Origin of the sequence: Methanoculleus thermophilus (assembly GCF_001571405.1) — an archaeon.
Taxonomy (GTDB): domain Archaea; phylum Halobacteriota; class Methanomicrobia; order Methanomicrobiales; family Methanoculleaceae; genus Methanoculleus; species Methanoculleus thermophilus.
This window is the reverse complement of the sequence record NZ_BCNX01000006.1, coordinates 187,301-210,771: the sequence shown is the minus strand read 5'-3', so window position 1 is coordinate 210,771 and position 23,471 is coordinate 187,301. Positions and strand designations below refer to the sequence as shown.

The 23,471-nt window shown below is 60.0% G+C and carries 25 protein-coding genes; 9 read left to right on the top strand and 16 right to left on the bottom strand.

Annotated elements, in window-relative coordinates; translation table 11 throughout:
- Positions 1-69 precede the first annotated feature (69 nt).
- From mptA to frhB, 5 genes are all read left to right on the top strand, one after another.
- Complete coding sequence (mptA, locus tag MCUTH_RS04290) at positions 70-1,011, top strand: GTP cyclohydrolase MptA (RefSeq protein ID WP_066956035.1); 942 nt, start codon at positions 70-72, stop codon at positions 1,009-1,011.
- Between the two features lie 237 nt (positions 1,012-1,248).
- A complete protein-coding gene (frhA, locus tag MCUTH_RS04285; protein WP_066956032.1) occupies positions 1,249-2,616 on the top strand; it encodes a coenzyme F420 hydrogenase subunit alpha in 1,368 nt (455 codons plus the stop codon).
- Between the two features lie 10 nt (positions 2,617-2,626).
- Complete coding sequence (gene frhD, locus MCUTH_RS04280; RefSeq protein WP_066956028.1) at positions 2,627-3,190, top strand: coenzyme F420-reducing hydrogenase, FrhD protein; 564 nt, start codon at positions 2,627-2,629, stop codon at positions 3,188-3,190.
- Positions 3,191-3,344: 154 nt separating this feature from the next.
- The gene (gene frhG / locus MCUTH_RS04275) at positions 3,345-4,106 is read left to right on the top strand and encodes a coenzyme F420 hydrogenase subunit gamma (RefSeq protein ID WP_191092817.1); all 762 of its coding nucleotides are present in this window, start codon (positions 3,345-3,347) and stop codon (positions 4,104-4,106) included.
- 10 nt (positions 4,107-4,116) lie between these two features.
- Positions 4,117-5,004 carry a coenzyme F420 hydrogenase subunit beta gene (gene frhB / locus MCUTH_RS04270; protein ID WP_066956025.1) on the top strand — a complete coding sequence of 296 codons (888 nt, stop codon included), beginning with the start codon at positions 4,117-4,119 and terminating at the stop codon, positions 5,002-5,004.
- Positions 5,005-5,873: 869 nt separating this feature from the next.
- On the opposite strand, the gene speD is transcribed toward frhB, so the two are convergent.
- From speD to MCUTH_RS04225, 9 genes are all read right to left on the bottom strand, one after another.
- On the bottom strand, positions 5,874-6,320 hold the full coding sequence (gene speD, locus MCUTH_RS04265) for an S-adenosylmethionine decarboxylase (RefSeq protein WP_066956022.1): 447 nt from the start codon (positions 6,318-6,320) through the stop codon (positions 5,874-5,876).
- A gap of 673 nt (positions 6,321-6,993) precedes the next feature.
- On the bottom strand, positions 6,994-7,590 hold the full coding sequence (locus MCUTH_RS04260) for a DNA polymerase ligase N-terminal domain-containing protein (RefSeq protein WP_066956921.1): 597 nt from the start codon (positions 7,588-7,590) through the stop codon (positions 6,994-6,996).
- A gap of 44 nt (positions 7,591-7,634) precedes the next feature.
- Positions 7,635-9,962, bottom strand: a complete 2,328-nt coding sequence (locus MCUTH_RS04255; protein ID WP_066956019.1) for an ATP-binding protein — start codon at positions 9,960-9,962, stop codon at positions 7,635-7,637.
- Positions 9,963-10,228: 266 nt separating this feature from the next.
- A complete protein-coding gene (locus MCUTH_RS04250; RefSeq protein WP_066956017.1) occupies positions 10,229-10,711 on the bottom strand; it encodes a DUF2124 domain-containing protein in 483 nt (160 codons plus the stop codon).
- A 49-nt stretch (positions 10,712-10,760) separates the two neighbouring features.
- A complete protein-coding gene (locus MCUTH_RS04245) occupies positions 10,761-11,108 on the bottom strand; it encodes a hypothetical protein (RefSeq protein WP_066956014.1) in 348 nt (115 codons plus the stop codon).
- 42 nt (positions 11,109-11,150) lie between these two features.
- A complete protein-coding gene (locus tag MCUTH_RS04240; RefSeq protein ID WP_066956008.1) occupies positions 11,151-11,336 on the bottom strand; it encodes a 2-hydroxymuconate tautomerase in 186 nt (61 codons plus the stop codon).
- A 33-nt stretch (positions 11,337-11,369) separates the two neighbouring features.
- Positions 11,370-12,311, bottom strand: coding sequence for a polyprenyl synthetase family protein (locus MCUTH_RS04235; RefSeq protein WP_066956005.1), 942 nt, complete (start codon positions 12,309-12,311; stop codon positions 11,370-11,372).
- A 266-nt stretch (positions 12,312-12,577) separates the two neighbouring features.
- Positions 12,578-13,402: a hypothetical protein gene (locus MCUTH_RS04230; RefSeq protein WP_066956002.1), complete on the bottom strand. Its 825-nt coding sequence runs from the start codon at positions 13,400-13,402 to the stop codon at positions 12,578-12,580.
- 40 nt (positions 13,403-13,442) lie between these two features.
- Entirely contained in the window at positions 13,443-13,928 is a 486-nt protein-coding gene (locus MCUTH_RS04225) for a GTP-binding protein (protein WP_066955994.1), read from the bottom strand.
- A 239-nt stretch (positions 13,929-14,167) separates the two neighbouring features.
- Here MCUTH_RS04225 and MCUTH_RS04220 point away from each other — a divergent pair, with 239 nt between their 5' ends.
- The 3 genes from MCUTH_RS04220 to MCUTH_RS04210 all read left to right on the top strand — a co-directional run bounded on the left by MCUTH_RS04220 (position 14,168) and on the right by MCUTH_RS04210 (position 18,001).
- Positions 14,168-14,515, top strand: coding sequence for a hypothetical protein (locus MCUTH_RS04220; RefSeq protein WP_066955991.1), 348 nt, complete (start codon positions 14,168-14,170; stop codon positions 14,513-14,515).
- Positions 14,516-14,624: 109 nt separating this feature from the next.
- Positions 14,625-15,155 (top strand): HEAT repeat domain-containing protein, encoded by a 531-nt coding sequence (locus tag MCUTH_RS04215; RefSeq protein ID WP_066955988.1) that lies wholly within the window; start codon positions 14,625-14,627, stop codon positions 15,153-15,155.
- Positions 15,155-18,001 carry a M1 family metallopeptidase gene (locus tag MCUTH_RS04210; protein ID WP_066955985.1) on the top strand — a complete coding sequence of 949 codons (2,847 nt, stop codon included), beginning with the start codon at positions 15,155-15,157 and terminating at the stop codon, positions 17,999-18,001. Before MCUTH_RS04215 ends, MCUTH_RS04210 begins: the two co-directional genes overlap by 1 nt.
- Here MCUTH_RS04210 and MCUTH_RS04205 read toward each other — a convergent pair.
- From MCUTH_RS04205 to MCUTH_RS04185, 5 genes are all read right to left on the bottom strand, one after another.
- The gene (locus MCUTH_RS04205; protein WP_066955982.1) at positions 17,998-18,843 is read right to left on the bottom strand and encodes an MBL fold metallo-hydrolase; all 846 of its coding nucleotides are present in this window, start codon (positions 18,841-18,843) and stop codon (positions 17,998-18,000) included. The two genes, MCUTH_RS04210 and MCUTH_RS04205, sit on opposite strands and share 4 nt — an antisense overlap.
- A 66-nt stretch (positions 18,844-18,909) precedes the next feature.
- On the bottom strand, positions 18,910-19,398 hold the full coding sequence (locus MCUTH_RS04200) for an SRPBCC domain-containing protein (RefSeq protein ID WP_066956918.1): 489 nt from the start codon (positions 19,396-19,398) through the stop codon (positions 18,910-18,912).
- Positions 19,399-19,593: 195 nt separating this feature from the next.
- Positions 19,594-20,067 (bottom strand): chemotaxis protein CheW, encoded by a 474-nt coding sequence (locus MCUTH_RS04195; protein ID WP_066955979.1) that lies wholly within the window; start codon positions 20,065-20,067, stop codon positions 19,594-19,596.
- Positions 20,068-20,079: 12 nt separating this feature from the next.
- On the bottom strand, positions 20,080-21,693 hold the full coding sequence (locus MCUTH_RS04190; protein WP_066955976.1) for a methyl-accepting chemotaxis protein: 1,614 nt from the start codon (positions 21,691-21,693) through the stop codon (positions 20,080-20,082).
- Positions 21,690-22,043 (bottom strand): hypothetical protein, encoded by a 354-nt coding sequence (locus MCUTH_RS04185; protein ID WP_066955973.1) that lies wholly within the window; start codon positions 22,041-22,043, stop codon positions 21,690-21,692. Before MCUTH_RS04185 ends, MCUTH_RS04190 begins: the two co-directional genes overlap by 4 nt.
- Between MCUTH_RS04185 and MCUTH_RS04180 the strand changes: the two genes are divergently transcribed.
- The gene (locus MCUTH_RS04180; protein ID WP_066955966.1) at positions 22,042-22,428 is read left to right on the top strand and encodes a hypothetical protein; all 387 of its coding nucleotides are present in this window, start codon (positions 22,042-22,044) and stop codon (positions 22,426-22,428) included. The genes MCUTH_RS04185 and MCUTH_RS04180 overlap by 2 nt on opposite strands.
- On the opposite strand, the gene MCUTH_RS04175 is transcribed toward MCUTH_RS04180, so the two are convergent.
- Positions 22,423-23,100, bottom strand: a complete 678-nt coding sequence (locus MCUTH_RS04175) for a 2'-5' RNA ligase family protein (RefSeq protein WP_066955964.1) — start codon at positions 23,098-23,100, stop codon at positions 22,423-22,425. The genes MCUTH_RS04180 and MCUTH_RS04175 overlap by 6 nt on opposite strands.
- Positions 23,101-23,192: 92 nt before the next feature.
- Entirely contained in the window at positions 23,193-23,414 is a 222-nt protein-coding gene (locus MCUTH_RS04170) for a hypothetical protein (protein WP_066955961.1), read from the bottom strand.
- Positions 23,415-23,471 lie beyond the last annotated feature (57 nt).

Here is a 23,471-nt window from a genome sequence, read left to right as displayed (position 1 = left end):
CCCTCCGGAGGGTCATTTTAAGGTTGATGAAGTGAAACCTTGATCCCAATACGTGATTGAGGATTTGTGATGGATCTGCCAGATGTCCAGTCCAGCCTGCCCGAGGTTCGCATCAACCTGACCCGGGTGGGTGTGAAGAACGTCAAAAAACTTGTTGAAGTCGCCAGACCCGGCAAACGGCCGGTCATATTCATCTCCGTCTTTGACGTCTTCGTTGATCTTCCGGGAAGTCTCAAGGGTGCAAACCTCTCCCGGAACTTCGAAGTGATCGATGACGTGCTGCAACATGCCATCGACGGTGATGTCAACGGGATCGAGGAACTCTGCAGTGCAGTGGCGAGGAAACTCCTCGACCGGCATGAGTACGCGGAGCGGACCGAGGTCCGGATGCGGAGCCAGTTCATGGTCAGACGCGAGACCCCGGTCAGCGAGACGAGCTGTCATGAGGTCGTGAACGTCCACGCAAGTGCAGTAGCCCAGAGAAACGATGGGAACCCGATCATCCGAAAGAGCATCGGCGCTGAAGTAACCGGGATGACCGCCTGCCCCTGCGCTCAGAACATCATGAAGGATCATGCCCTGCATGTCCTCGAGAACCTTGGCGTGGAGGAGGAAAAGATCGAGGCATTCTTCAAGGAGGTGCCGATGGCCACGCACAACCAGCGCGGTCGGGGCTTCCTCTGCATTGAGACAGATGACGATCAGCATGTCAGCCTCGAGAAGATCATCAAGATCCTGAAGGATTCCATGAGTGCGCGCATCTACGAACTTCTCAAGCGGGGGGACGAGAGTTACGTGGTGATGGAAGCACACAAGAACCCGCGGTTCGTAGAGGACTGCGTTCGCGAAATGGCCCGCAAGGTAATCGCGCAGTTCAGGTATCTCCCAGGAGATACTGTAGTCACGATTAAGCAGACGAATGAGGAGAGCATTCATCAGCACAATGCTTACGCGGAGCGAAAGGCAACGATAGCGGAGCTCGTCGCGGAGATGGACAAAGGCGCACTATAAAACTGATAATATTTTTTGCACAATATATTATGTAAATCAATATTATCATCAAGTGGTACGCGTTTTACGAAAGGTATTATTTCGAGAGACACTAGAGCGAAAGCTATAAACTCTGTTTTCGTCATACTTCTTTCCGACGTACTCGCGTACGTTTCCAGTACAACATTGTGTGGTAACAAATCTGCATAACACCGGTATAGTGTTCAGAACACCAAATATCGGAATGAGGCGATATATTTGTCGAAAGTTGTAGAGATTTCCCCAACTACGAGACATGAAGGCCACTCAAAGCTCGTTCTGAAGGTCAACGATGAAGGCATCATCGAGCGTGGAGACTGGCTCAGCATCACCCCGGTGAGGGGTGTCGAGAAGCTCGCCATCGGCAAGACGATGGATCAGGTTCCAAAGATTGCATCGCGCGTCTGCGGTATCTGCCCCATTGCACACACCCTGGCGGCTACCGAGGCGATGGAGGCATCCATCGGGTGCGAGATCCCCGAGGACGCAAAACTCCTGCGCTACATCCTGCAGTGTGCCAACCGGATGCACAGCCACGCCATCCACAACATCCTGGCCCTCCCGGACATGTACCTCCCCGGGACCGACATGAAGATCAACCCGTTCTCGAAGGAAGAACCGGTCAGGAGCGTTGCACTCCGGATCCAGCGGATCCGTGAGATCGGCCAGACCATCGGCGAGATGGTCGGCGGAGAGGCCATCCACCCGAGCAACCCACGCGTCGGCGGTATGTACAAGAACATCACCCCGCGTGCGAAGGCGAAGATCTACGACCTCGCGAAGGAAGCTCGTGTCCTCGTCCAGGAACAGATGGAGTTCATGATCGCGGTCTTCCGGAACTACCAGAAGCGCGACTGGGCAGAGGTCGGCGGCGTCGAAGTCCCGATCCCGAAGGATCTCGGTTACCACAACCAGGGTTACATGGCCGTCGCACCGGTCTACGGCAGCTCGAGCCTCGACGAGGACCCGAAGTGGTTCCCCGAGCGGTTCACCGAAGTCCGCCCCTGGGACTGGTACATGGGTGAGGTCGAAGTCACCGAGGCCGACCCGAACTACCCAATCGGCGGTACCTCCCCCGTTGGCACCAAGGCATGGCCTCAGATGGAAGCCTGCACCGGCGTCCCGCTCTACGACGGCCAGCCCGTCGAGGTCGGACCGCGTGCACGTCAGGCCATCTTCAAGAACTTCGACGAGAAGGGCACCATCGGCCTGCAGATCGCCCGCCAGATGGAGTTCCCCGAGACTGCCTACGGCATCATCGACGCACTCGATGCGCTCAACACCTCTGGAAAGGTAGTCGCCGATGAGATCCCGCAGGGCGACGGCTCCCTCGGATGGGCCGCGAACGAGGCACCCCGTGGTGCAGACATCCACCTTGCCCGGGTCAAGGACGGCCGGGTGCAGTACTTCTCGATGCTCGTCCCGACCACCTGGAACTTCCCCACCTGCAGCCGTGCGCTGACCGGTGCGCCCTGGAGGCTCGCGGAAGTCATCATGCGTGGATACGACCCCTGCGTCTCCTGTGCGACGCACATGATTGTGATCGACGAAGACAAGAGACTGGTAGCCCAGAAACTCATTCAGTGAGCGTACACGCATGCTATTCCGTGAGATCGTGATCGCAGGATGCGGCAACCCCCTCTTCGGAGACGATGGTTTCGGTCCTGCAGTCGTCGAGGAACTCAAGAAACTACAACTGCCCGACAACGTCAAGGTTATCGACGCCGGCCTTGGCGCCCCTCACTTCCTCTTTACGCTGATGGAGGATGCGGAGGTGCCGGTCAAGAAGCTGATCATCATCGATATCGTCGATTTCGGCGCCAAACCCGGTGATGTGACGAAACTCCGGCCCGAGGACCTGCCGCCGGGCTCCTACCGGGATGCCCATTCGTGGGACCTTTCCGAGCCACTACAGCGATTAAAAGACGTCATTGATATCACGATCATCGGTTGCCAGCCCAAGCGTGTCGCTAGCCATGAGTTTGAACTAGGGCTCACTGAGGAGGTTGAGGGTGCCATTCCCAAAACAGTACGTATCGTACTGGATGAAATTGGGGTAGAATATGGGGCTGCTATCAACCATCAAGAAACGCATCTTTGGGCGTCACCGGGAGAAACCACCGGAGAAGATACCGGAGGCAAAACCGGAGAGCAAACCTGAGGTGATACCAGCGGCGAGCCAGCCGCAGAAAAAGCCGGAGGTGAAACCGGAGGCAAAGCCTGCTACAGTGAACGTGCAGGAGAAGCCCGCGGTAAAGCCCTCTGATGTAATTACAAAAGAAAAGGTGGAAGTTGTACAAAAGGAGGAAAAGCCTGTGGCAGAAAAGATTACTATAGGTGAATTACACCTGAGCGGATGTACGGGATGCCTCGTAACGATTGCAGATAACTACGAGGGTCTCTTCAAGCTGCTCGATGACTACGCAGACTTAGTCTATGCGCTGACTCTGGTCGACACCCGCCACGTCCCCGAGATGGACGTATGCCTGGTTGAGGGGTCGTGCTGTCTGAACGACGAACTCTCGATAGAGGAACTGAAGGAAGCAAGAGAAAAGTCGAAGGTGCTGGTCGCCTACGGCGCCTGTGCAGCATACGGCAACATCACCCGGTTCTGCCGCGGCGGCCAGTGGAACCAGCCCGGCCACGAGGCGTTCGTGCCGATCAGCGAGATCGTCGACGTCGACCTCTATCTCCCGTCCTGTCCCCCGTGCCCCCAGATGGTCAGGAACATCGCCGTCATGGCCTACCTGCTGCTGAAGGGCAACGACGAACAGAAGGCTCTCGCCACCGCCTACCTGACCCCGCTGATGCAGCTTGCAAAGCGCGGCGACACGGCATGCGGCTGCGACCTGATGTACGATGTCATCAACCAGGGCCTCTGCATGGGATGCGGTACCTGCGCCGGCACCTGTCCGGTCCGCGCCGTTACCATGGAGTACGGCAAGCCGAACGTGAACCGCGACCAGTGCATCAAGTGCGGCGCCTGCTACTCGCAGTGCCCCAGGAGCTGGTTCAACTTCGACGTCATGAACAACTACGAGGGCATCATCAATGCCATCAAGGGAGCCATGCAGTGAGGTGAGAAAGATGGATGTACTCGGCAACTACAAGTCCGTAATCTCGGCACGCTCGACCGACAAGGACATCTTAAAGAAGTCCCAGGACGGCGGTATCATCACGACACTCTTCGCGTACGCGCTCGAAGAGGGTATCATCGATGGTGCCATCGTCGCAGGGCCGAGCGATGAGCCCTGGAGGCCGGAGCCCATGGTCGCGACCACTAAGGCCGAACTTCTCGCCGCTGCCGGAACGCGCTACACCATCAGCCCGAACCTCTACCTGATCAAGGAGGTAACCCGGAGCTATGGTTTCGACCGCGTCGGTATCGTCGGTACGCCCTGCCAGATCCAGGCGACCCGCAAGGCGCAGGTCTACCCGATCGGCCTGCGCGACGTCGACGACAAGATCGCCCTCGCGCTCGGTATCTTCTGCATGGAGAACCTCTCCTACCAGGCGCTCGAGGCGATCGTCGAGGACCACTGCAACCAGAAGATGGAGTCCGTCAAGAAGATGGACATCGGCAAGGGCAAGTTCACGGTCTACACCGAGCGCGGTGCAGTCAGCCAGATGCCCCCGAAACTGATCCACAAGTACGTGCAGCCCGGCTGCCACGTCTGCCTGGACTACGTCGCGAACCTCGCCGACATCTCGAGCGGGTCCGTCGGCAGCCCCGACGGCTGGAGCACGGTCTTTGTCCGGAGCCTGAAGGGTAACGAAGTCTGGGAAGGCGCCCTGGCCGCAGGTCTCTTCGAGACGAAGCCCATCGACCAGGTCAAGCCCGGCCTCGACCTCGTCAAGAAGCTCGCGACCGAGAAGATCACGAAGAACCAGAAGCACGTCGACGAGCGCAAGACCGTGGGAATCAGGGCGGACGGAACCCCGAAGGGTCTCCGGAACCCCTACGAGTCCCCCTAAACACCTTTTTTTCGATCGAGCCCGGCCGGATTCTAATCCCTGTATTTAACCCCTGTAAAGAGACATCCCCGGGATAGTTCTGGCTCTGCAGATCGGCCGTGCCAAGTTAAATAGCCCAAAAAGGGTGCAGGCGGATCTTGAGAACCCAAAAACGGTTTCGCGGGTGACCGGTTAGAGAACCGGGGTATCAGTCTCATTTGATGAAGTTACAACAAAAACAGCCGAAATGGTGTAAGCCACGTCCGTGGATTTTGTGGAGGGCTGCGTGAAGTGCGGCACCATCCCTAACAGAATGAGTCTTCTGCAGTGGAATGATTTTACCTCGTTTCCATGTAACCGATGCACGAAATTGCAGACGAAAACAGCGCAAACGAGGATAAAGTCCAGTACACTGGACCACTGGGGTATCGCGCTTTGGGGTGGGGTTTCAGGGGAGGGGGGATGCTCCCCCCCTCCCCTGTCCCCTCCCCCCTGTAATGCGATGTCCGGTAGGAATCCGTGCCTGGTTTAATCAACGGGAATCAGCAAGTCAGGGAGAGCAGCAACTCGAACATTGCAGTAAGGTTGCTGAAACAACTGGAGTTCGAGCACTGTTAAGTGCACCTAGCGGTGCTCAAGTCCGTTCCTGCGGAACGTCGCACACCACTAATGGCGATATCTCCGCAGAATTCGTGCAGCGGGGTATTTACAAAACAGACCTGTCAGATTCTCCAGCTACGTAGACCCGACCGTCCGGACCGCTTTACTCCAAGAAAATCGAGGGTGGGGGCCGCCTCGCCGCGGCTTCCAGTTAGACCGGCGGGAGATGGCAGCGGCTCTTTGCCGTCACAGAGTATTATTAATGCGTTTGCCGGGTGCCTTGTTCGTATTTAGTCCCTGAACAGTACCTGGTAGGTCACTGACTGTGCTCCAAAAAAGTCCTTACAAAACTCGGCTGCCTTCGAAGGCTCATATTCTTTGCAGCTGAAGATATCGAGGTAGGCTGCGTTGGTCTCGTTCGCGAAGTGGCCGGAGACCAGCGATGTCTCGATGAGCTGAGTCATGGAGAATCCTGCTACCCTCTCATTTGGGCCGAAGTGGATGATCTGCGGTTCGCCGAATCTCTTCATGTCGATGAGGTCGCACAGTTCGATGATGAACTGGTGAATCTTTTCTGGATCTCTTATCGATGCCGGATCGCATCCCTTCAAATCCACGCTTGTGTACAGCCCCCAGCAACCACGCTGCTTGAACTGTGCAACAATCTCTGCGTCGCTTAATGCCTGTGTCACAGCGCCGCCTGCGGCAGCGTTGTTTGTCATTACCTTACTTGCCATGATCTCACCTTCGAGACAAACTCTGATCGAATGATCTCTGTAGTTTTTGATAGTTCAGATTTTAAAACTATCCATAGTGCTCATGAAGAATAACCGTTATTTCGCAGTTCGGCAAGATTAATCCTTGAATCTCCAGAAATCTGCGCCATAATTTTGACAGTTTTTGAAATTGGTGACTTTAATTGGCCAATTCGTGTTTAAGTATGAAAAAAGTATGATCTACGTAACACAAAATGCGAATATCCCCATCCCCCGGGCCTTGACCCATGAACCCAGATCCTGGGGTTCAGGAACGATCAAGGCCGCCAGAGAAAGTACTTTTTCCAGTAAGGGATTCTGGTCCCATTTCCCACCATAAAAATCATTAAGCCGATGTTTGAAATTTTTACCGCCGCACCTGCCAGTACTCCGACCGAAAGCCAGAGGGGGCGGTGACTACAGGGCCACCTCTGCCGGACCAAAAGAGGGGTGATCTCTGTCGCCCGCCGCGCACTCTGGATTATCACTTCCGCGCCTTGAAGGAAACCCCCGATAGGCCTGCCGCACGCCTCCACCCCCCGTCGGGCCATCGGGAGACGCTCGGGCGCGCGCCGGTGCCCGGCGCAATGGCCGGATTGAGAAACTCATTCAGCGCTAAGAGATCGGGTCCCTCTCCCCTGCGGCGGCTCGCCCGTCACTCATCCTTCCCCGCCGCGACCTCCTCTAGCGTCCGGCCAGAGAGGACCGATCGGGGCTCAGCCGCAACCGGGTCCCGGGAAGGATCCGCCTCGGCATCGTCCTTCTTCACAAGCAACCAGGCCTCGCCTTTTCCGGTCCTGAAGCGGGTGAGAGAGAACCCGCCCCGGAGTTTCTTCCCCTCGAGCCAGACCGATACATGGCCCTGCCGGAGGGCCTCGGCAACCGGGATCTCCCGACCGCTCTTCTGCGTGAGATTCCGGTAGGTTCCCTGGTCCCAGACGAGAACCGTCCCGGCCCCGTAACTACCCTCAGGAATGACGCCCTCAAAGCCGGCATAGCCAAGTGGATGATCCTCCGTCGGGATCGCAAGACGCTTCTCCTTCGGGTTCGTAGACGGCCCTTTCGGGACGGCCCACGATTTGAGGACACCATCGACCTCCAGGCGGAAATCGTAGTGGAGCGTGCTCGCATCATGCTTCTGGATGACAAAGATGGGAGACGGAAGCACGGCCTCCGCATCACCCGGAGGTTCCAGCGTTCGGGAAAAGTCTCTCTTCCCGCGGTACTCATCGAGGGTATCCGGTCCTGTCATGAAGAGGTATTCCACCGGGATACCGAATAAGGGTTCTCCCGGGTCTATAGGTTCCGCTCGGTCGAGGGGACGATCCTGACGTTCATCTTCTCCGAACCGATGATCAGAATACCCTCCCCGGGCTGGAAGTTGAGGAGATCCTTCTCGCTCACCTCGAAGAATTTGGCGTTCTCCTGGGCCTGTTTCTTATTCTCGGAGCGCATGCAGAACTTCACGGCGATGTTTGCGAGGATCTCCTCGTTGAAGTGGGCGATGAGCTGCGAGGCGAGGATGAGCGAGACCCCGAACTTCCGCATCTCGGTCGCATATTTGTTGAGAACCGCCTTGATCGCCGTCTTTGAGCCGCTCTTCTGGCTCACCAGGAGTTTTGCCTCGTCGACGATGACAAAGAGGCGGAACTTCGCCCGCTCGTCCGGCGTCCCACGCGGAATCTCGCCCATCGCCTGGAGGGTGTAGTAGATCCGTCTGAGAAAGAGGTCCGCAAAGAGGTAGCGCAGGTTCTCCGGAAGGGCGTTTAGGTTGATATGGGTGATTCCCCCGGAGAGGATCGTGGGGATCGAGATCTTCTCCTCACCCGAGAAGAGCTTGTAGTCGAAGATATCCTCAAGGTAGGCCGGGATCGCCTCATCCTCGCAGTTCATGATCTCGTCTTCGATGTCGTCGAAATTGAGCACCCGCGTCCAGGTCTCTGTCTTTCCCGTGATCCCGGACATCCGGTAACAGTCCTTGATGATATTCTTGATCTTCCTGCGCTGCTGGATCCCGAGCGTCGGGAAGTTGATCGATATTGCATCGACGAAGTCCGAAGTGGCCCGGAGCGGGGTGATCTCGTCGATCGAAGGATCGAGTTCAAGCGGGTTGAAGTAGTACTGCCCGCCCTCGCGGATCTTGTAGGACCGGATATTCCCGCTGTTCGCGGCCATATCCCCGTGAAAGTCGATCAGGACGACCGGCATCTCCTGTGCCGCCAGTTCCGAGGCGATGCACCGTATCGTCTCGGTCTTGCCGGCCCCCGAACCGCCGAGGATGATCATGTGGCCGTTGTTGAGCCGCCCAGGCGACCAGTAAACCCGTCGCCCGTCCTGGGCGTAACCGAGGAAGATATCGAGGCCGCCGGGGCGGGGGACGACCGCCGGAGCCGGGGTCGAGGGGGAAGGGTCGGGCAGCACGATATCCGGGGGTATCGGTTCAACCTCCTCTTCATCCGTTTCGTCTCCAAAGGAGACGTCGTCCCACGCGTCCTCTTCGTCCTCCTCTTCGTCCTCCATTTCCGCCTCAACAGAGGGTATGGGCGGCGCGACCGGGAGACTCTCAGGAGCAGGGTCAGGAGCAGGGCTGACCTCGCCCTTGCAAAGAGCCGGTACTACCACGGGTTCCGGGGTGGATCGGTCTATGACGATCTTCTCTGCGACCTCGGCCATCAACTCCCGCCCGAGGTCGCGAAGGCGCGCGTCGTAGAGGTCCCGGTCCTTGATGATGAAACGGGAGAGGTCGACCCCATCGGCCTGGGGCACCTGCTCGAGGACGTAGATTGCGTCGGAAAGGACCGAAAGCACCCGCGAGAGTTCCCGTCGGTGGCCCGGTGACGCCCGGATACGGTCGTAGTCCTCGCCAGTGGCAAGATAACGCAGAACAGTGAATGTCGAGCAGAACGATTCGAGGAGCATATCGTAGTGCTCCCGGAGATCGGGATCGATCGCTTCAAGCATCCTCTTGAGGATATAGGCAAACTCCGGGGGGAAGGTATAGACGACGCCATCAGGCGCGACCGTGTCGAGATCGTAAGCATAGGCAAGGACCGCACATCCGGCGTCCTTAAGCCGGGCCGCGAACCGCTCGCACTCGATAAAGAGCCCCGGACAATTGTTGAGTAGAAAACCGATGAATGTCTCTTCGGTGCGGGGAAGCGTGGACGGGAAGGTCTTGTTGACGTATGACCCCCGCACGGTCCCTGCAAGGAGGGTCGGGACAACCTCATGGATATCATGGGCAAGGCTCTCGATATCCAGCGCCCGAATCCGGGCCTCGACAAGCGGGCGGGCAATCTCAACTCCTGCGGCCGTTGCGCTGATCACCTTCATCCCGTGCCAGGAGACGGAGTCTATGAGGCCGGCCTGCGCAAGGACGAAGAGCGGCCCCGACGTATAGGCGTAGCAACTCTGCTCGACCACGCCCACGCCCTCCCCTCGGGACGATGAACTGTTCTGCGCAATGTAGATGTAGAGGAGGGTCTCGACAATGTCGCGGACCTCCTGCAACCGGAAGTCCTGCAGATACCGGGTGACAGCGGGAGGGAATGATCTCACCAGGGTCGGTATCTCGGCATCGTTATACCCCATCGCTTTGAGAGCTTTGGCAAGGTCTGTCAACACGGTTTCACCAGAGGATGCGTTCTTGTGGCACCGGGATTTCACGGGCGAGCGGCGGCACGCTACCGCTTCAGTGAAGCGGACTGTAAGAATAGATTCATTCTACAACCTATAAAAAATAGGTCATTTGTAAAAATCGGCTGCATCCAGGAGAATTTCTCATTGGTCGGGAGAGGGAGGACGGGGGCTGCCCCCCCTACTCCGGTACAAAGGATCTCCGGTCTTTCAGAGGGCACTCTCCCGGGATGCACCGCCGCCCGGGAGAGCGCTCACCGCCAGATCCTGACCGGCTTGAGGGTGGCATCGATGATCAGGTCAAAGTCGAAGGCATCAAGCCATCCCCCTTTCTTAAACATCTCCATAAAGCAGATACCCACGATCTTCGCGCCGGGATGGGCGCCGACGACCGACTGGACCGCTTCTTTCGTGACCGGGACCCCGGGCATGGCAAGCCCGCCCATCAGGACGATCACCTTCGGGTCGACTCTAACCACATCGGACGAGGCCTGCATCCCGACACCCTCGACCGGGCGGATCGCCCTTGCCTGCGCTTCGTCAACGTAGGGCACATACACCTGTTCGACAGGTAGGTCCCGGACGGCGAACCCCAGAAGCTCGATGAAGGGAGTGCAGGTGCCGGGGCAGCCATAGTATGCGACCTGGTCGCCCGCACCAAGCCCGGCTTCACGGAGATATGCCTTGAATGGCCGCAGCATCCCGGGGACGCCGGAGAGTTCTTCAATCAGTTCCATGAGGAATCTGTTGTCCCCGAGACATATTCTGCTTTGGGGTAGCCAATCTCTACAGCAATCCGCATCCAGAGAGGTGGTACAGCCTCTCTATTTGTTTCGCCGCCTCCTCGGAGACAGCCTCCCGGATCCGGGCGAGGATGGTATCGATATCCTCCTCGGGCATACATCCGAGGTCCTCCCGGCCGGAGAGGATCTGGTCGGCAAGGTAACCCCAATCCTCATCCGAGAGGCGACCCACCCGCTCCGCAAAGTCCTCTGCGTCTACGGCGATGTGGTTTGAGACCGGAGGGAGGACCGAGCGGAACTCGTGCCCGGACTCCGGACAGAGGATGCCGCTGTACTCGGGGGCCAGTTTACGCAGGATAGCAAAATCCCTCTCGTCAAGTTCACGTGCCATATCCGTTCACTCCCGGAAGGATGAAGGCCTCCGGTAAAAGAACTACGACTCCGAGAAGAGTCTCCCCGCCTGTGCGATATTCTCCTTATCGTGTTCCTCAAAGAAGACGAAAACCTGTTCCGGGTCGACACCGAGCGTCCTCGTTATCGCGGCGGTGATCTCGGCGGCAAGAATCCGTTTCTGCTCAAGCGTTCTTCCGCTTGCCATACGAATGGTTACAACCGGCATGTATCTCGGAAAGAGTGTTGGGCAGAGTGGTATTTAGCGTTGCGGGAAGAGAGCGCGGGGCGTATCCCCACCAATCGGCCCCTCCTTCCCGAGAGTAAGCCCCACAATATCGTAGATCGTCGCCCGGAAAGCCACTTTTGCCTCAAGGGGCACCCGCCCCCAGCCATCACCCGTGATCCCGGCGGCCGCATCACGGATCTCCCGCTCAAGCACCCGCTCAAGTGCCTCCCGGGTGCCGTTGGCCCCCGGCGGATGGGAGCGCTCCATGACGGACTGGAGGAGAAGCGACTCAGATCCCGGACGAGATTGGCGGACGCCGTTAGCAAGCGCATCCAGGTCCGTGATATCGTCTGCGATCTGCATCACCTTCCCGGTGGAGAGACCGTACCGAGCAAGCGCCCTAACGACCTCACCATCAGCTCCCGCCGCCATGCCGCCCCAGGCCGCAGCAAGCGAGAAGAGACACCCGGTCTTTCGGGTGACGATCGCATCGTAACGTTCCGATGCGGGGAGATCCGGCCCCCCGAGCATCTCCCAGGCCACTCCACGGGCCATGCGCCGCTGAGCCGATGCGAGCATCGCGACGTATCCGGCACCGTAGGGCGCGGCAAGCGCGTAGGGAAGAGCAAGGATGCCGATGGTCTCGAGGACCGCCCGCCCCTCTCCCCGGGTGAGATGGAGAGAAGGGAGACCGCGCCTAGTGGCATCGCCGTCCAGCATGTCGTCGAGGATCAGGCTTGCTGCGTGGGCAAACTCGACGGCGCAGGCGAGATCGAGCACCTGGCGGAGGGAGGTACGCCATCCCGGGACAAGGCAAGCGTAGATACGGAGGAGGAGCCCGGCCCTCATCCGCTTTCCCCTGGTAAGGAGAGGGAGCACGGCGGGGTCGATATCCCCCTCACCTCTCGCGACCTCCTCGATCCGCTGGTTGACGGCAGGTTTGACAAACTCCAGGAACTGGCGAAACGGCATCATGGGGCAAGCGTGCACCCCTAAGATACCGCCGCGTAAAAAGGTGTGGGTCGACATGCCCGGGGTACATTCATCTAACCTGGGATGAAGGCGCCGCACGTTACGGAGGCATGGCAGCGATACGGGGTGTGAGGGCGACGAGCGCATTTCGGCAGAGGAGAGAGCATGCCCATCGGGACCATTCTCCCGGCTTCAGAGAGGACAATCTCCTGCGGCTGCTGGAGAACACCCCATGCACCTTTGGGCACGAGGCGCTCTCCGCACTCCTCTTAAGTCAGCTGTGCCCGGATATGCTCCACCGTCTCAGGATACCGGTTCGCAAGCCGATCCTCTTTGAGGTTCTCCCGCACAATCCACCGGATATCCTGATCATCGAGGGTCGCAAGCTGCCGCAGGTACTCAAAGCCGATCCCGGGGAGAGCGGTGACGACCTGGCTGAGCGTAGAGCCAAGCGCTCTTTTGAGCGCGAGAAAATCATCGGAACCCCTCTCCTTCGCCATATATACACGTATCAACGCCTTCCGGTGGAGCCGCAGCGCCATCTCTGCGAGTTCCGGCTCGGCGAGCAGATCCGGTGCGGCCACACCTTCAACTGCAGCCCGCATCGCAAGCCAGGAACCGCCCTCCACCCAGCCTTCAAGTCTGGGGACGGCTGTATCGCGCTGCCGGGCAAGAAGATCCCGGACCCCCGTCACCACCGCGTCTCGAACCCGCCACCGCGGATCGGTGGAGGCCTCCACAAGGTATGCGACCGCCTTATCCGCACACGCCGGGGATACGGATCCGATCGCCCCGATCCCCAGGACGCCGCAGATCGAGAGGAACTCATGCGGGTCATCTGCCGGTGCATCCTCGGGGTCAACAGAAGCGAACTCGACACAGAGGTCCCAGAGCACGTGCTGGATGTCGGAATCAGCAGCAGCAAACTCGCGCACGGTTTCGCTGAAGGCTCCGGCAAGCTCAAGGTTCGCCCGCACTCCCGGCAGACGGCTTTCCGCAACCAGGTAGGCGAGGAGATCCGCGGCCTCCCCGCTCACGAGGAGGCCCGAAATCAACCCGACAACCTCCCTGATATAGTTCTCTTTGCGGATCATTGTCTTAGAAAGAACGACCCGGAGGGAGTAAAAGTGATCGCTACCGGGCGATCAGGGTTGTGATGAAGGCATCGAGCGCTGCATGGACGTTCTCGCCGTTCCGTGCCGAGATGGGGTGCACCATCTCCCCGGGGAGAGCCTGGCTGACGGCCTCGGGCATTGCGCCCGGGCAGTCGCACTTGTTTGCCATGAACGCAAGCGGCACCCCGAGGGCCTTCAGCTGCGCATACAGGTGGCGCGTCATGGCGTCCACCCCCCTGGTTGCATCCACAACGATGATCGCGCCGTCCATTCCGCGCGAGAGGATCTGCCGGACAAACTCGAAGCGTTCCTGCCCCGGCGTTCCGAAGAGGTAGACCATCTGATCTCTTACCTGCAGTCTGCCGAAATCGAAGGCGACGGTTGTCGGCCCCTCACTTGAGGCCGCTTCAATGTGGCGGCTTTGGGGATCGAGTGCCTGGATGAGACTGGATTTACCTGCATTGAATGAACCGAAAACGACAATCTTGAGCCTGCCTTCTGCCATCAGCCTTGTATCGGCGCGGAGATGTTTTAGGGTTTCGTTATGCGAGCGCGTTCGGCGGGATAAATCTCTGTTCCGGCCGGTCAGTAACGGTTTTTTCCACCGCCCAGGGGAAGGGAGGTGAAATCGTTCCCGGGTCCAGCGGATGCGTCTGCACCAGGTTGCCAGCATCCGGCTCCTTGGGGGTGATGGCCCACCCCGAGTCTCAAGAAAGATATACCGATAGATCCAAGGGTACCGATATGGGGTCCGAGGAGACCAATGCCGTCGCGCAGGAGATCATAGCCACTCTCGATAGCCTTTTCCTTGCAGAGAAACGTGCAAAACTCCAGATCTCTGCCCTCGAAGAGCGGCAGTATCCCCTGGCTACGACGTTTGAGATGGTCCAGGAGATGGAGGTCGACAATGCCATCGAGGAGGCTCTCACCGAGTTCGGTTTCGAGTACTACACCGTTGATGACGATGGAGAACTCTGGATATCGGACGAGCACGGACTGATGGTCTTCCTCTCATTCACCGCACCCGATGGAAGGTATTACAACTATAGAGTCGTGGCATTCGACGTTATAGACGAGGACGAGAATGTATGATGACCTCAAGCGGCGGCATAACTCATAACTTGCCGCGCTTGAGGGCCTCGTGCCCGGCACATATATATGGCAAGTGATATTCCCATGCAGCATCCACTGGTGAGATGAGATGGAACGCTCAGTAAAACGCCTCATAGAAGATAAAGAGAAGCGGCGTGAAGAGTACATCGGCAAATACATCGAGCAGCTCTCCGACGAAAGCACCCCATACCGGCTCCGGGCGGCCGAGGCACTCGCGGGGTGCGCCGATCCCCGGGCGGTCGAGCCGCTGATTGCCGCCCTCAACGACCGGGAGAACGAGGTCCGCTGGGTCGCGGCACAGGCACTCGGGAAACTCCGAGATCCCCGGGCGGTTGAGCCGCTCCTTCTCCTCCTCGCCGACTCCAACCGGTGGGCGCGGCGCGGAGCCGCCTGGTCGCTTGGCGAACTTGGTGATATCCGCGCGGTCGAACCGCTCTGTCCACTTCTATCGGATAAAAAGAAGGATGTAAGGTCCGCCGCGGCCGAGGCCCTCGGGAAACTCCACGATGCGCGTGCCGTCCCGGCCCTCGCAGCAGCGCTCGAGGATGAGGAGGAGCCCGAGGTCAGGACCGCGATCCGGCGTGCGCTCCGCGAGATCACCGGCGAGGCGGAACTTTGATGGACTACGTAGAGCAGCGGCTCTTTCGCTACTATCCGGAGGATTTTGGGGCGCTCCCCGTTCGGGTCGTCCACATGGACCTCATCTTCGACGTCTACGACGGCCATACCCGGGTCGTCTCAGCCCTCACTGCCGAGAGCCTCGATGCACCGCTCTCGTCCCTCGCCTTGAACGCCCGGGACCTGGCCATTCTCCGGGTCGAGTGCGCCGAGTACCCCGTCACCCATACCTACGACCGAAAAGCCGCGATCCTCACCGTCGCCTTCGAGACCCCCGTCCCGCCCCGAACACGGTTCACCCTCGAGACCGAGACGATCTGCCGCCCGAGCAGCCACGTCCTTGAAGGGCTCTACTACGACGGACTCTGCCCTGGAGGACCGCCCACCCAGATCACCCAGTGCCAGCAGTGGGGGTTCCAGCGGCTGGTCCCCTGTCTTGACGATATGACCGCGAAGTGCACCTACACGACGACGATCATCGCCGATAACGGGTACACGAATACCATATCAAACGGCGACCCGGTGGGACCACGGATCCCCTGCGCTCCCGGCCGATCCATCCAGAGATACGAGAACACCACAACTCCGATGGCACCCTACCTCTTCTTCCTCGGGGTAGGGTGCTACGATGCCTACCGGCGGGAGTTCGAGTACCCCGACGGCCGGACGTTCACGCTGGAACTCCTCGCAAAACCCGGCTCCGATCCCGAAGGGGCGGAGCGGGCGCTCGATATCCTCGCGGACGCCGTGATGTGGGTCCACCTCTTCACCGGCCGTGAGCAGTACCGCGACCGGGAGATCCGCCAGGAGATCTGGCGTCTTACGCGGGTGCGGGACGAGGCAAAACGTTCCGGGGATCAGGAGACACTTGTAGAGACGAGAAAGAGGCTCGCCGGACTGATTACAAAGATCACCCCCGGCTACGCCTACACCGGTGCGGTCTACCGGGAGATAGCCATGCAGAACTCCGATTTCGGCGGGATGGAGAACGTCGGAAACACGACGATCGCTGCAAACCGGCTCATGCCCGGACCCGATACGACCGACCCGGCATTCGAGTACATGATCCGGGTGAAGGTCCACGAGTACTACCACAACGAGAACGGCTCCGAGGTGACGGGGTGGAGCCCGTTCGAGATCTGGCTGAATGAGGCCGTGACGGTCCATATCGAGAACCAGCACCATGCCTTCCTCTTCGGGGAGGCCTACTCGCGCCTCCAGACCGTCCTCGACCTCCTTGACCCTGCGGCCGGGACGCTCACGCTCGATCGGGGCGCGGGCTCGATGCCGATCGAGCCGGACGGCTTCAACGACCCAAACGACCTCATCACCGGCGTCACCTACGTCAAAGCCCCCGAGTTCGTCAGGATGATCGAGACGCTGATGGGGAAGGAGACGTTTGCCGAAGGGCTCGCCCGCTACCATGACCGGTTCCGGCACTCGAACGCTTCGCGGGCCGACTGGATGCGCTGCATGGAAGAGGTCTCGGGCCAGGACTTCTCGCGGATGGCGGCGGTCTGGCTGAAGGAGAAAGAGTATCCGGTCCTTGCCGTGACGCGGACCTACGACCCGGAGTTCCGGCGGCTCACCCTCTCCTACCGGCAGAATCGCTCGCCGGGCGGCCGCATCTGGGAGTTCCCGTTCCGGTTCGCGCTCGTCGAACAGAGCGGCCGGGATATTTTGGAGCGGACAGTCCGGATCGCGGACGAAGAGGGGGAGATCGTCCTCGATGACGTCGACCAACCCGCATTCCTCTCCCTCAACCGCGGCTACTCCTTCTACGGGAAGGTGGCATACCGGCCGCCGGAGGACGAACTCTACCTACAGGTGACGAGGGATGGCGATATCGTCGGCCGGTTCACCGCGTTCCTTGCGCTCGCCGACCAGCAGATGCTCAGGCTGCTCAAAGACCCGGAGGCAGAGGTCTCGGAGCGGTTCACCGACCTCTGCATCGCGCTCCTCGGCGACGATCGCCTCATGGGCGAGGCAGGCGGGCAGTTCCTGACCATCTTCCCCTCGGTCGAGGACGAACGGTTCCGCCACCGCTACCGGGCGCTCTACGATGCCCGGCAGAAGATATACGCATCGATCGCCGCACGGGGCGAGGATGCCCTCCTCGCGATCTACCGGCAGGCGGCGGCAGAGAGCGCTCCCGGAAGGTCGGCCAGCCTGGAGGCAGAGGCCGCGACAATCCGGCGGCGGCAGAGGAAGAACATCTGCCTCGCCATCCTCGCGACCCTGGATTCGCCAACGATCCACGAACTGCTCTTTGGACAGTTTGAGGAGGCGACGAACGCAACCGACCGCCTCACCGCGTTCCGGCTGATCCTTGAGAGCAGCGCCCCAAAGCGACTGGAGGTTCTCAAGGAGTTTGCTGCCGAATCGAGTAAAAACCCGGTTGCCTGGGAGTCGTTCCTCGCCGCCGTCGCCGGGAGCGACTGCGATGACCTCGTCCCAATCCTGCAGCGGATCGAGTCGTCGCCCGCCTTTGCGATCGAGCAGGCAGACCAGCAGCGGGCCCTTTACGGGCGGTTTGCATTAAACAGGAAGCGGTCGCTTGAGACCGATGAAGGGCGGACCTACCTTTCGGAGATCCTCAGGCGGCTTGCCCCGATCAACGAGTACAGCACCGTCCGGGTTCTCGATGCGTTCGCGTTCATCGACGCGATGGAGCCAGAGCACCGGGTGCCGACCGTCGCGGTCCTCGCGGATCTCCTCACTTCGATCGATCCTCTAGCGCACCCATCGGTCTACAACAACATCCGCCGCTTCCTCCTCGGAGCCCCGGAGGCCGCTCGGGCGTATGAGGCGGAACACGGCGAGATTCCGGGACTCAAGAGGACTTAGCCGAACCCGTACTCGAGAGTCAGCCCGACACCCGTCTCGCGGACGTTCGCAACCTTTGCAAGTGCAATCTTTGCCGCAAGGTCGGTGCAGTGGCAGGGATGAAGAGCAGCCGGCTGCACCTCGGAGAAGTAGTCGAGGATTCCGCGCATCTGCCTAGGAGGGGTGTTGAGGAGGTGGAACCCGCCGATGACGTCGAGGATCCGGTCATCGCCGCAGACCTCACGCGCCTGCTCGACGATCGAGCAGATGCCGGAGTGAGAGCACCCGGTTATGACGACAAGCCCCTCCGGAGTCCTGCAGGCGAGCGCGGTATCGTCGACGACGGTATCGTCCCGGATGCCGTCCGGTGTGTAGACGTAGCCTATCGGTGGCGTCTGTTCGAACTCGAACCGCCGCTCGATCTCCCCGAGGAAGACAAGGTTCTTCGTCAACCAGAGAGGGCCCGTCGTGAGGAGGACCTTACCGTGCCGGAAGAGTTCCTCGACCGAGAGGTGGCATCCGATCTCTCCGACGCCGTCGCAACTCCGGGTGAGGAACGCGTCGGGATGGGCGACGAACGTGGGCGGAACGCGCCTCTGACCCTCAAGGATTGCCTCGGTATGAAGCCTGATGAGGGCGTCAAGGCCCCAGGTGTGGTCGAGGTGACCATGGGAGAGGACGATCTCTTCGACGTTGAGGAGGTCAATCCCCATCTTCCGGGCGTTGGGAACGAGAATGCCCGAGTAGCCGGCATCAAAGAGGAGCCGGGTCTCGCCGTCTTCAAGGTAGATCGAGAGCCCGGGTTCCGCGAGGAAGTAGCGATCGGTGAGGGCGACGTTATCGACAAGGACCGAAAGCCTCATCCGCAGCGCCTCCCGAACGCCGCATTCACCGCGCACGAATCCATGCAGATAGTGGGCACAGAGCGGTTAAGAAGGTTTCCGGAGGGCGCTCCCTTCCACCCGCTCCCTGAGCGCCCGGTTCATCAGCAGGAACCCAAGCTGCGTCGCCCGGAGGGTCTCAGTGAGGGCGACGATGGGTACCAGCAGCCCGGTGAAGACCTCGGCCTGGACGAACCGGGAGCCGTCGCCCTCGGGAATGATGGTGAACCGGTGCTCGCCGTCGAGGAGCCCCGCAATCAGGACACGGCCGACCCACCGGAGCTCGTGACCTTTCGCGACCCGCAGCACCTTCGGCCGAAACCGCATGCTCTTCATGCCCGGCGGGCGGATCTCGACCGAGAGACGGGTCCCCACCCAGGGTTTCCCCTCGATCGACCGGATGAATGGGTTCCAGTCGGGGTAGGCCGCGAAGTCAGTCAGCACCCGCCAGACAGCCTCTGGCGGGGCGGCGATGACGGTCTCCGCCCGGATCTCACGGACCAGGGACCCGAAGCATGCCGCCGGGGATGGAATCATGCTCATCGTACGATCGCTTCGAATGGACCAGATGGGAAAAAAGGCTTACCCGTCGGGACGGTTGTGGTACAACACCTCCTTTCACGAGATCAGGCACGATGTACTATCCCACAGTCCGGCCGGAAGATGCAGACGACGGCGAGGATCGGAGGAAAGGGATGGGGGTCGTCCCCCGCAGGCGGGTTATACCGCCCCTCAGTCGTGGGCGACAAGATCCCCGAGGAGTTTGACGATATCGATCCAGAGCACGAGATCCCTCCCCGTCTGCCCGGCACCCTCGCCGCGGCTGAGTTTGATGACCCCCTTGATGCACGCCATATGTGAGATCGAGTCGTCCATGACCTCTATATCCTCCTCGGAGACCTTGATGACACTGTGGACCTCATCCACGATCACTCCGACGTTCGAGCCCGCGGCCGCATCCGGGACCAGAACGATGATCTTCTGGTCGTCGGAGATCTCCGCGGCCGATGCCGGGTCGAGGAGGAGTGCGAGGTTGATGATGTTCGTGATCTCTCCCCGGAGATTGATGATGCCGGCGAGGTACGGGGAGGAGCGGGGGATCGGGGTGATCGGGATCATCTCGACGATCTCACGAGCGACACCGATATCGAGAGCATACAGGGAGTTCCCGATCTCGAACTCCACCACGTCGATGAGCGCTGCCACCCGCCCGTCCCCCTAGATCCTGATACCGTTCATCGTTTCCCGAAGGTGCCCCGTCATCTCACCAATCTCGTGCGTGACGCTCCCGATCTCCTCGACCGAGGCGCTCGTCTCCTCGGCGAGCGCTGCGAGGCTCTCCATCTGCGACTGCATCTCGTTGGTCAGTCGGGTCCCCTCACTCATGGCCTGCACCACCCGGTTCGCGGTCCCCGCCTGGTCCTCCGTCGCCTTCGCGATCTCCGCGATGCTCCGGGTCACGGCCATCGTCTCGTCGATGATCTCGTTCAAGGCCCCGATTGTCCGGTTCACGCTCTCGACTCCCGAACCGATCTCGACGCTCGCCGAGAGGATTGAAGACGCCGTCTTCTCGCTGCTGACCTGGATCGCATCGATGACCTGTTCGATGTGGTTGGTCGCGCTCTTCGTCTCCCCGGCAAGGTTCCGCACTTCTCCCGCGACGACAGCGAATCCCCGGCCGTGCTCTCCTGCCCGGGCAGCCTCGATCGCGGCGTTGAGCGCGAGAAGGTTGATCTGACTCGCGACGTCGTTGATCATCTTGACGATCTTGTCGATCTCGTGGATCTGAGCGTCGAGATGCTTGATCTCCGCAACACTCTGCTCCGTGATCTTCTCGACTTCGGCCATCTTCTTCTCGGCCTCGTTCCCGAGAGCCTGAGCCTCTTTGCCCCGGGACGCGGCCCTTTGAGCCCGCTCGAATACGTCCTGAGCAGTGCTCGCCACCTCCTCGTTGGATGCGGAGAGATCGGCGATCTGCCGGTTGACACCCTCGATCTCCGCAAGGACCTGTTTCGCAAGGTCCGCGCAGCGCTGGCTAGTCCGCGCCACCTGCTCCGAGGCCTTCGCGATCTCGTCGGAACCTTTGGTCATCTCCGACGTTCCGGCCTCCAGCCGGTTTACGGCACGGTTGAGCTCCATGAAGTTCGTGGAGAAGGCAATCCCGATCTGGTTGAGCGCCTCCTTGAACTTGCCGAACTCACCGGCGGCATGGATCTCCTCGTTGAACCGGACGGTGTAATCCCTGGCGGCAAAAGCGTCGGCAAGCCTCATCGCCTCCTCGAGCGGCTCCGTCACCGCCTCGATGATCCCGTTTATCCCGTCGGCGATCTGCCGGATATCGCCCGTGTACCGCTCTGCCTCGGCACGGGCCTTCAGGTTCCCCTCTCGCGCTTCCGCAGCCACGCGGAGGATATCCGCGACCGCACGCTTCTTCTCGGTCACATCCGGGAAGTACTCGATCGCCCCCACGACCCTTCCCCGCTCGTCGGTCAGCGGGGCCCCGGTGCAGTCTATGATCACGTCGCCGCAGGTGTTGTCGCAACGGTAAATGACCCGCTGCTCCATCGCGACCCTGCACGGACACTGCGCCGTCTTGCAGTTGCCGGTCCGGTAGAGGTCGTAACACCGCTTCCCGACGGCATCCTCCGGCCTCATCCCGAGGAGGTTCGCTGCCGCTTTGTTGATGTAGAGGATCGTATACTCGGTGTCGACCAGGTGCATGGGAAGTTCGATCGAATCAAGCCCCTGGACGAGAAGTCTGTACCGGGTGAGTTCATCACCGGACGCTCCGGCATCCTTCGCCGGGTTTTCTGGTGGTGTAGCGTTTATCATTTCTGCTCATCCTCACCCCCGGCACCCGCATTGCCGGTCGCCCGGCACCCGGCGGGGCCGGGTAATCCCTTCGAGATATCCGGCAGAACAAGGCCTGTATCGAAAACTAGGCCTTTCTGGGAGATTATTTCGACATCGCCAGGAATATCGTGAAGTATTTGATGTATCCAAGGCTTTAGAATTAATACTTCTCGATCACGATCATTCGTTAATTTCAAGTATGCCGGATAATACGGGAGAAGCATACCATCTGCTGGAAAAAGCGGATGCTCCTTCGGGCCGGCGATCCTGCCGACGCGCCGGAGGACTGAAATCTCTTCGTACAGAACAACTCTCGCGGAGTCTTCCATGACAGAACATGCAACCTTCTCCCCCGACGAACCGGGAAAACCCGGACCGGTCGGTCTTGCGGCCGGAATGCGGCTCGGGCTCGACCGCTTAAAAGACCTGCAGGAACACAGAGGATTCGAGGTCATCCTCTACTTCGATGAAGACCTCGCACGGAGCTCGACGCTCGACGCCGACTATGCAGACTTCCAGATCGTCCCCGTCCAGGCCCGGCCGTTCATGCCGCTTGCGGTCTTCCTCCGGGTGATTACAGAGCGCGATCCGGAGTTTGCAGAACGGATGCAGAGCGAGCCTCCGACCGTTGAGGTTCTGGAGACCGGAACGCTCAACCGCTACTCCGGGTGCGTCCTGTGCACAAGGCCGTACGTGAAGGGGCTGCTACTATAGCCTGCCCGCCCGGGTTCGGGCAGTCCAGTTGCGCGGGACCGGCGTCCGGTTCCCGAGATCAAACTCGGCGAGGACGTGCCGGCAGGTGCAATGCTCACCCAGGTGGCAGATGGCGGCCTTCGTTGCCTCAAACCGGAGCGGGAGATCGACTCCGGGGATGAGTTCAGGCAGATCACCGTAGCCGAGCGTGATGTGCGGCGAGTAGCGCTCATACGCGGATAACTTCGGGAACCGGGTAAGACAATCGATGGATGACCCCGACGCTCCACCCGCAAAACTCTCAGGTCCCACATCAAGTGCCCAATACGGTTTTAAAGCATTCATCACCGTCTTATGGAAGAGCTGGATGATCTCCGTCCGAAGGATGTGAAAGACGGAGACGGTTCTCCCGGCGCCTGTGCGGCGTTTTGCGACGGCATCGATCGTCAGGCTCATCGGGGAGCACTGCCGGGAGATCTTATCCACGGTTCTCGTGATCTCTCGAAGGTCGTCTCGCTTTGCCGGGAACATTGCAACTGAGATATGCGGGAGGCAGTCCTCCCAGCCCAGGCGTATCCCACCGTCCGGGGCGCCGGCGAGCAGAGTCCGGTTCACGCCGATCGCCGTATCCATAATAGGTCTCGGCGGCAGAAGGACAACGTCGATGGCAACTGTATCGGGAAGTTCATGCATGGAGGGCTGATCAGGCGACAGCGATAGAAAAGGGTTATCCTTTGGGATCGGCAACCCCCGTCAGACCGCACCCGGTTCGGAACAGACGGGATTCACCACTTCACACCGAAGATCGGCTCCTCCTCGACGATATTTGTGACCCTTCGTACACTTGCCTCCATCGGAACATCTTCGCCGCTGCAGAGATCCCGTTTGAGTTGCTCAAGGCCCACAGCCACCGAGTCATCCTTTGCATGGACACCACTTACCGTCACCCGAAACGTCAGCGTCACCAACCACTGGATCGTTTCTGTCTCTTCCCCACCTCGTAGCATGGACGGGGTATACCTCCACGGGGGTGATAAAGGCAGCTCATCATCAAGAGACCTTCA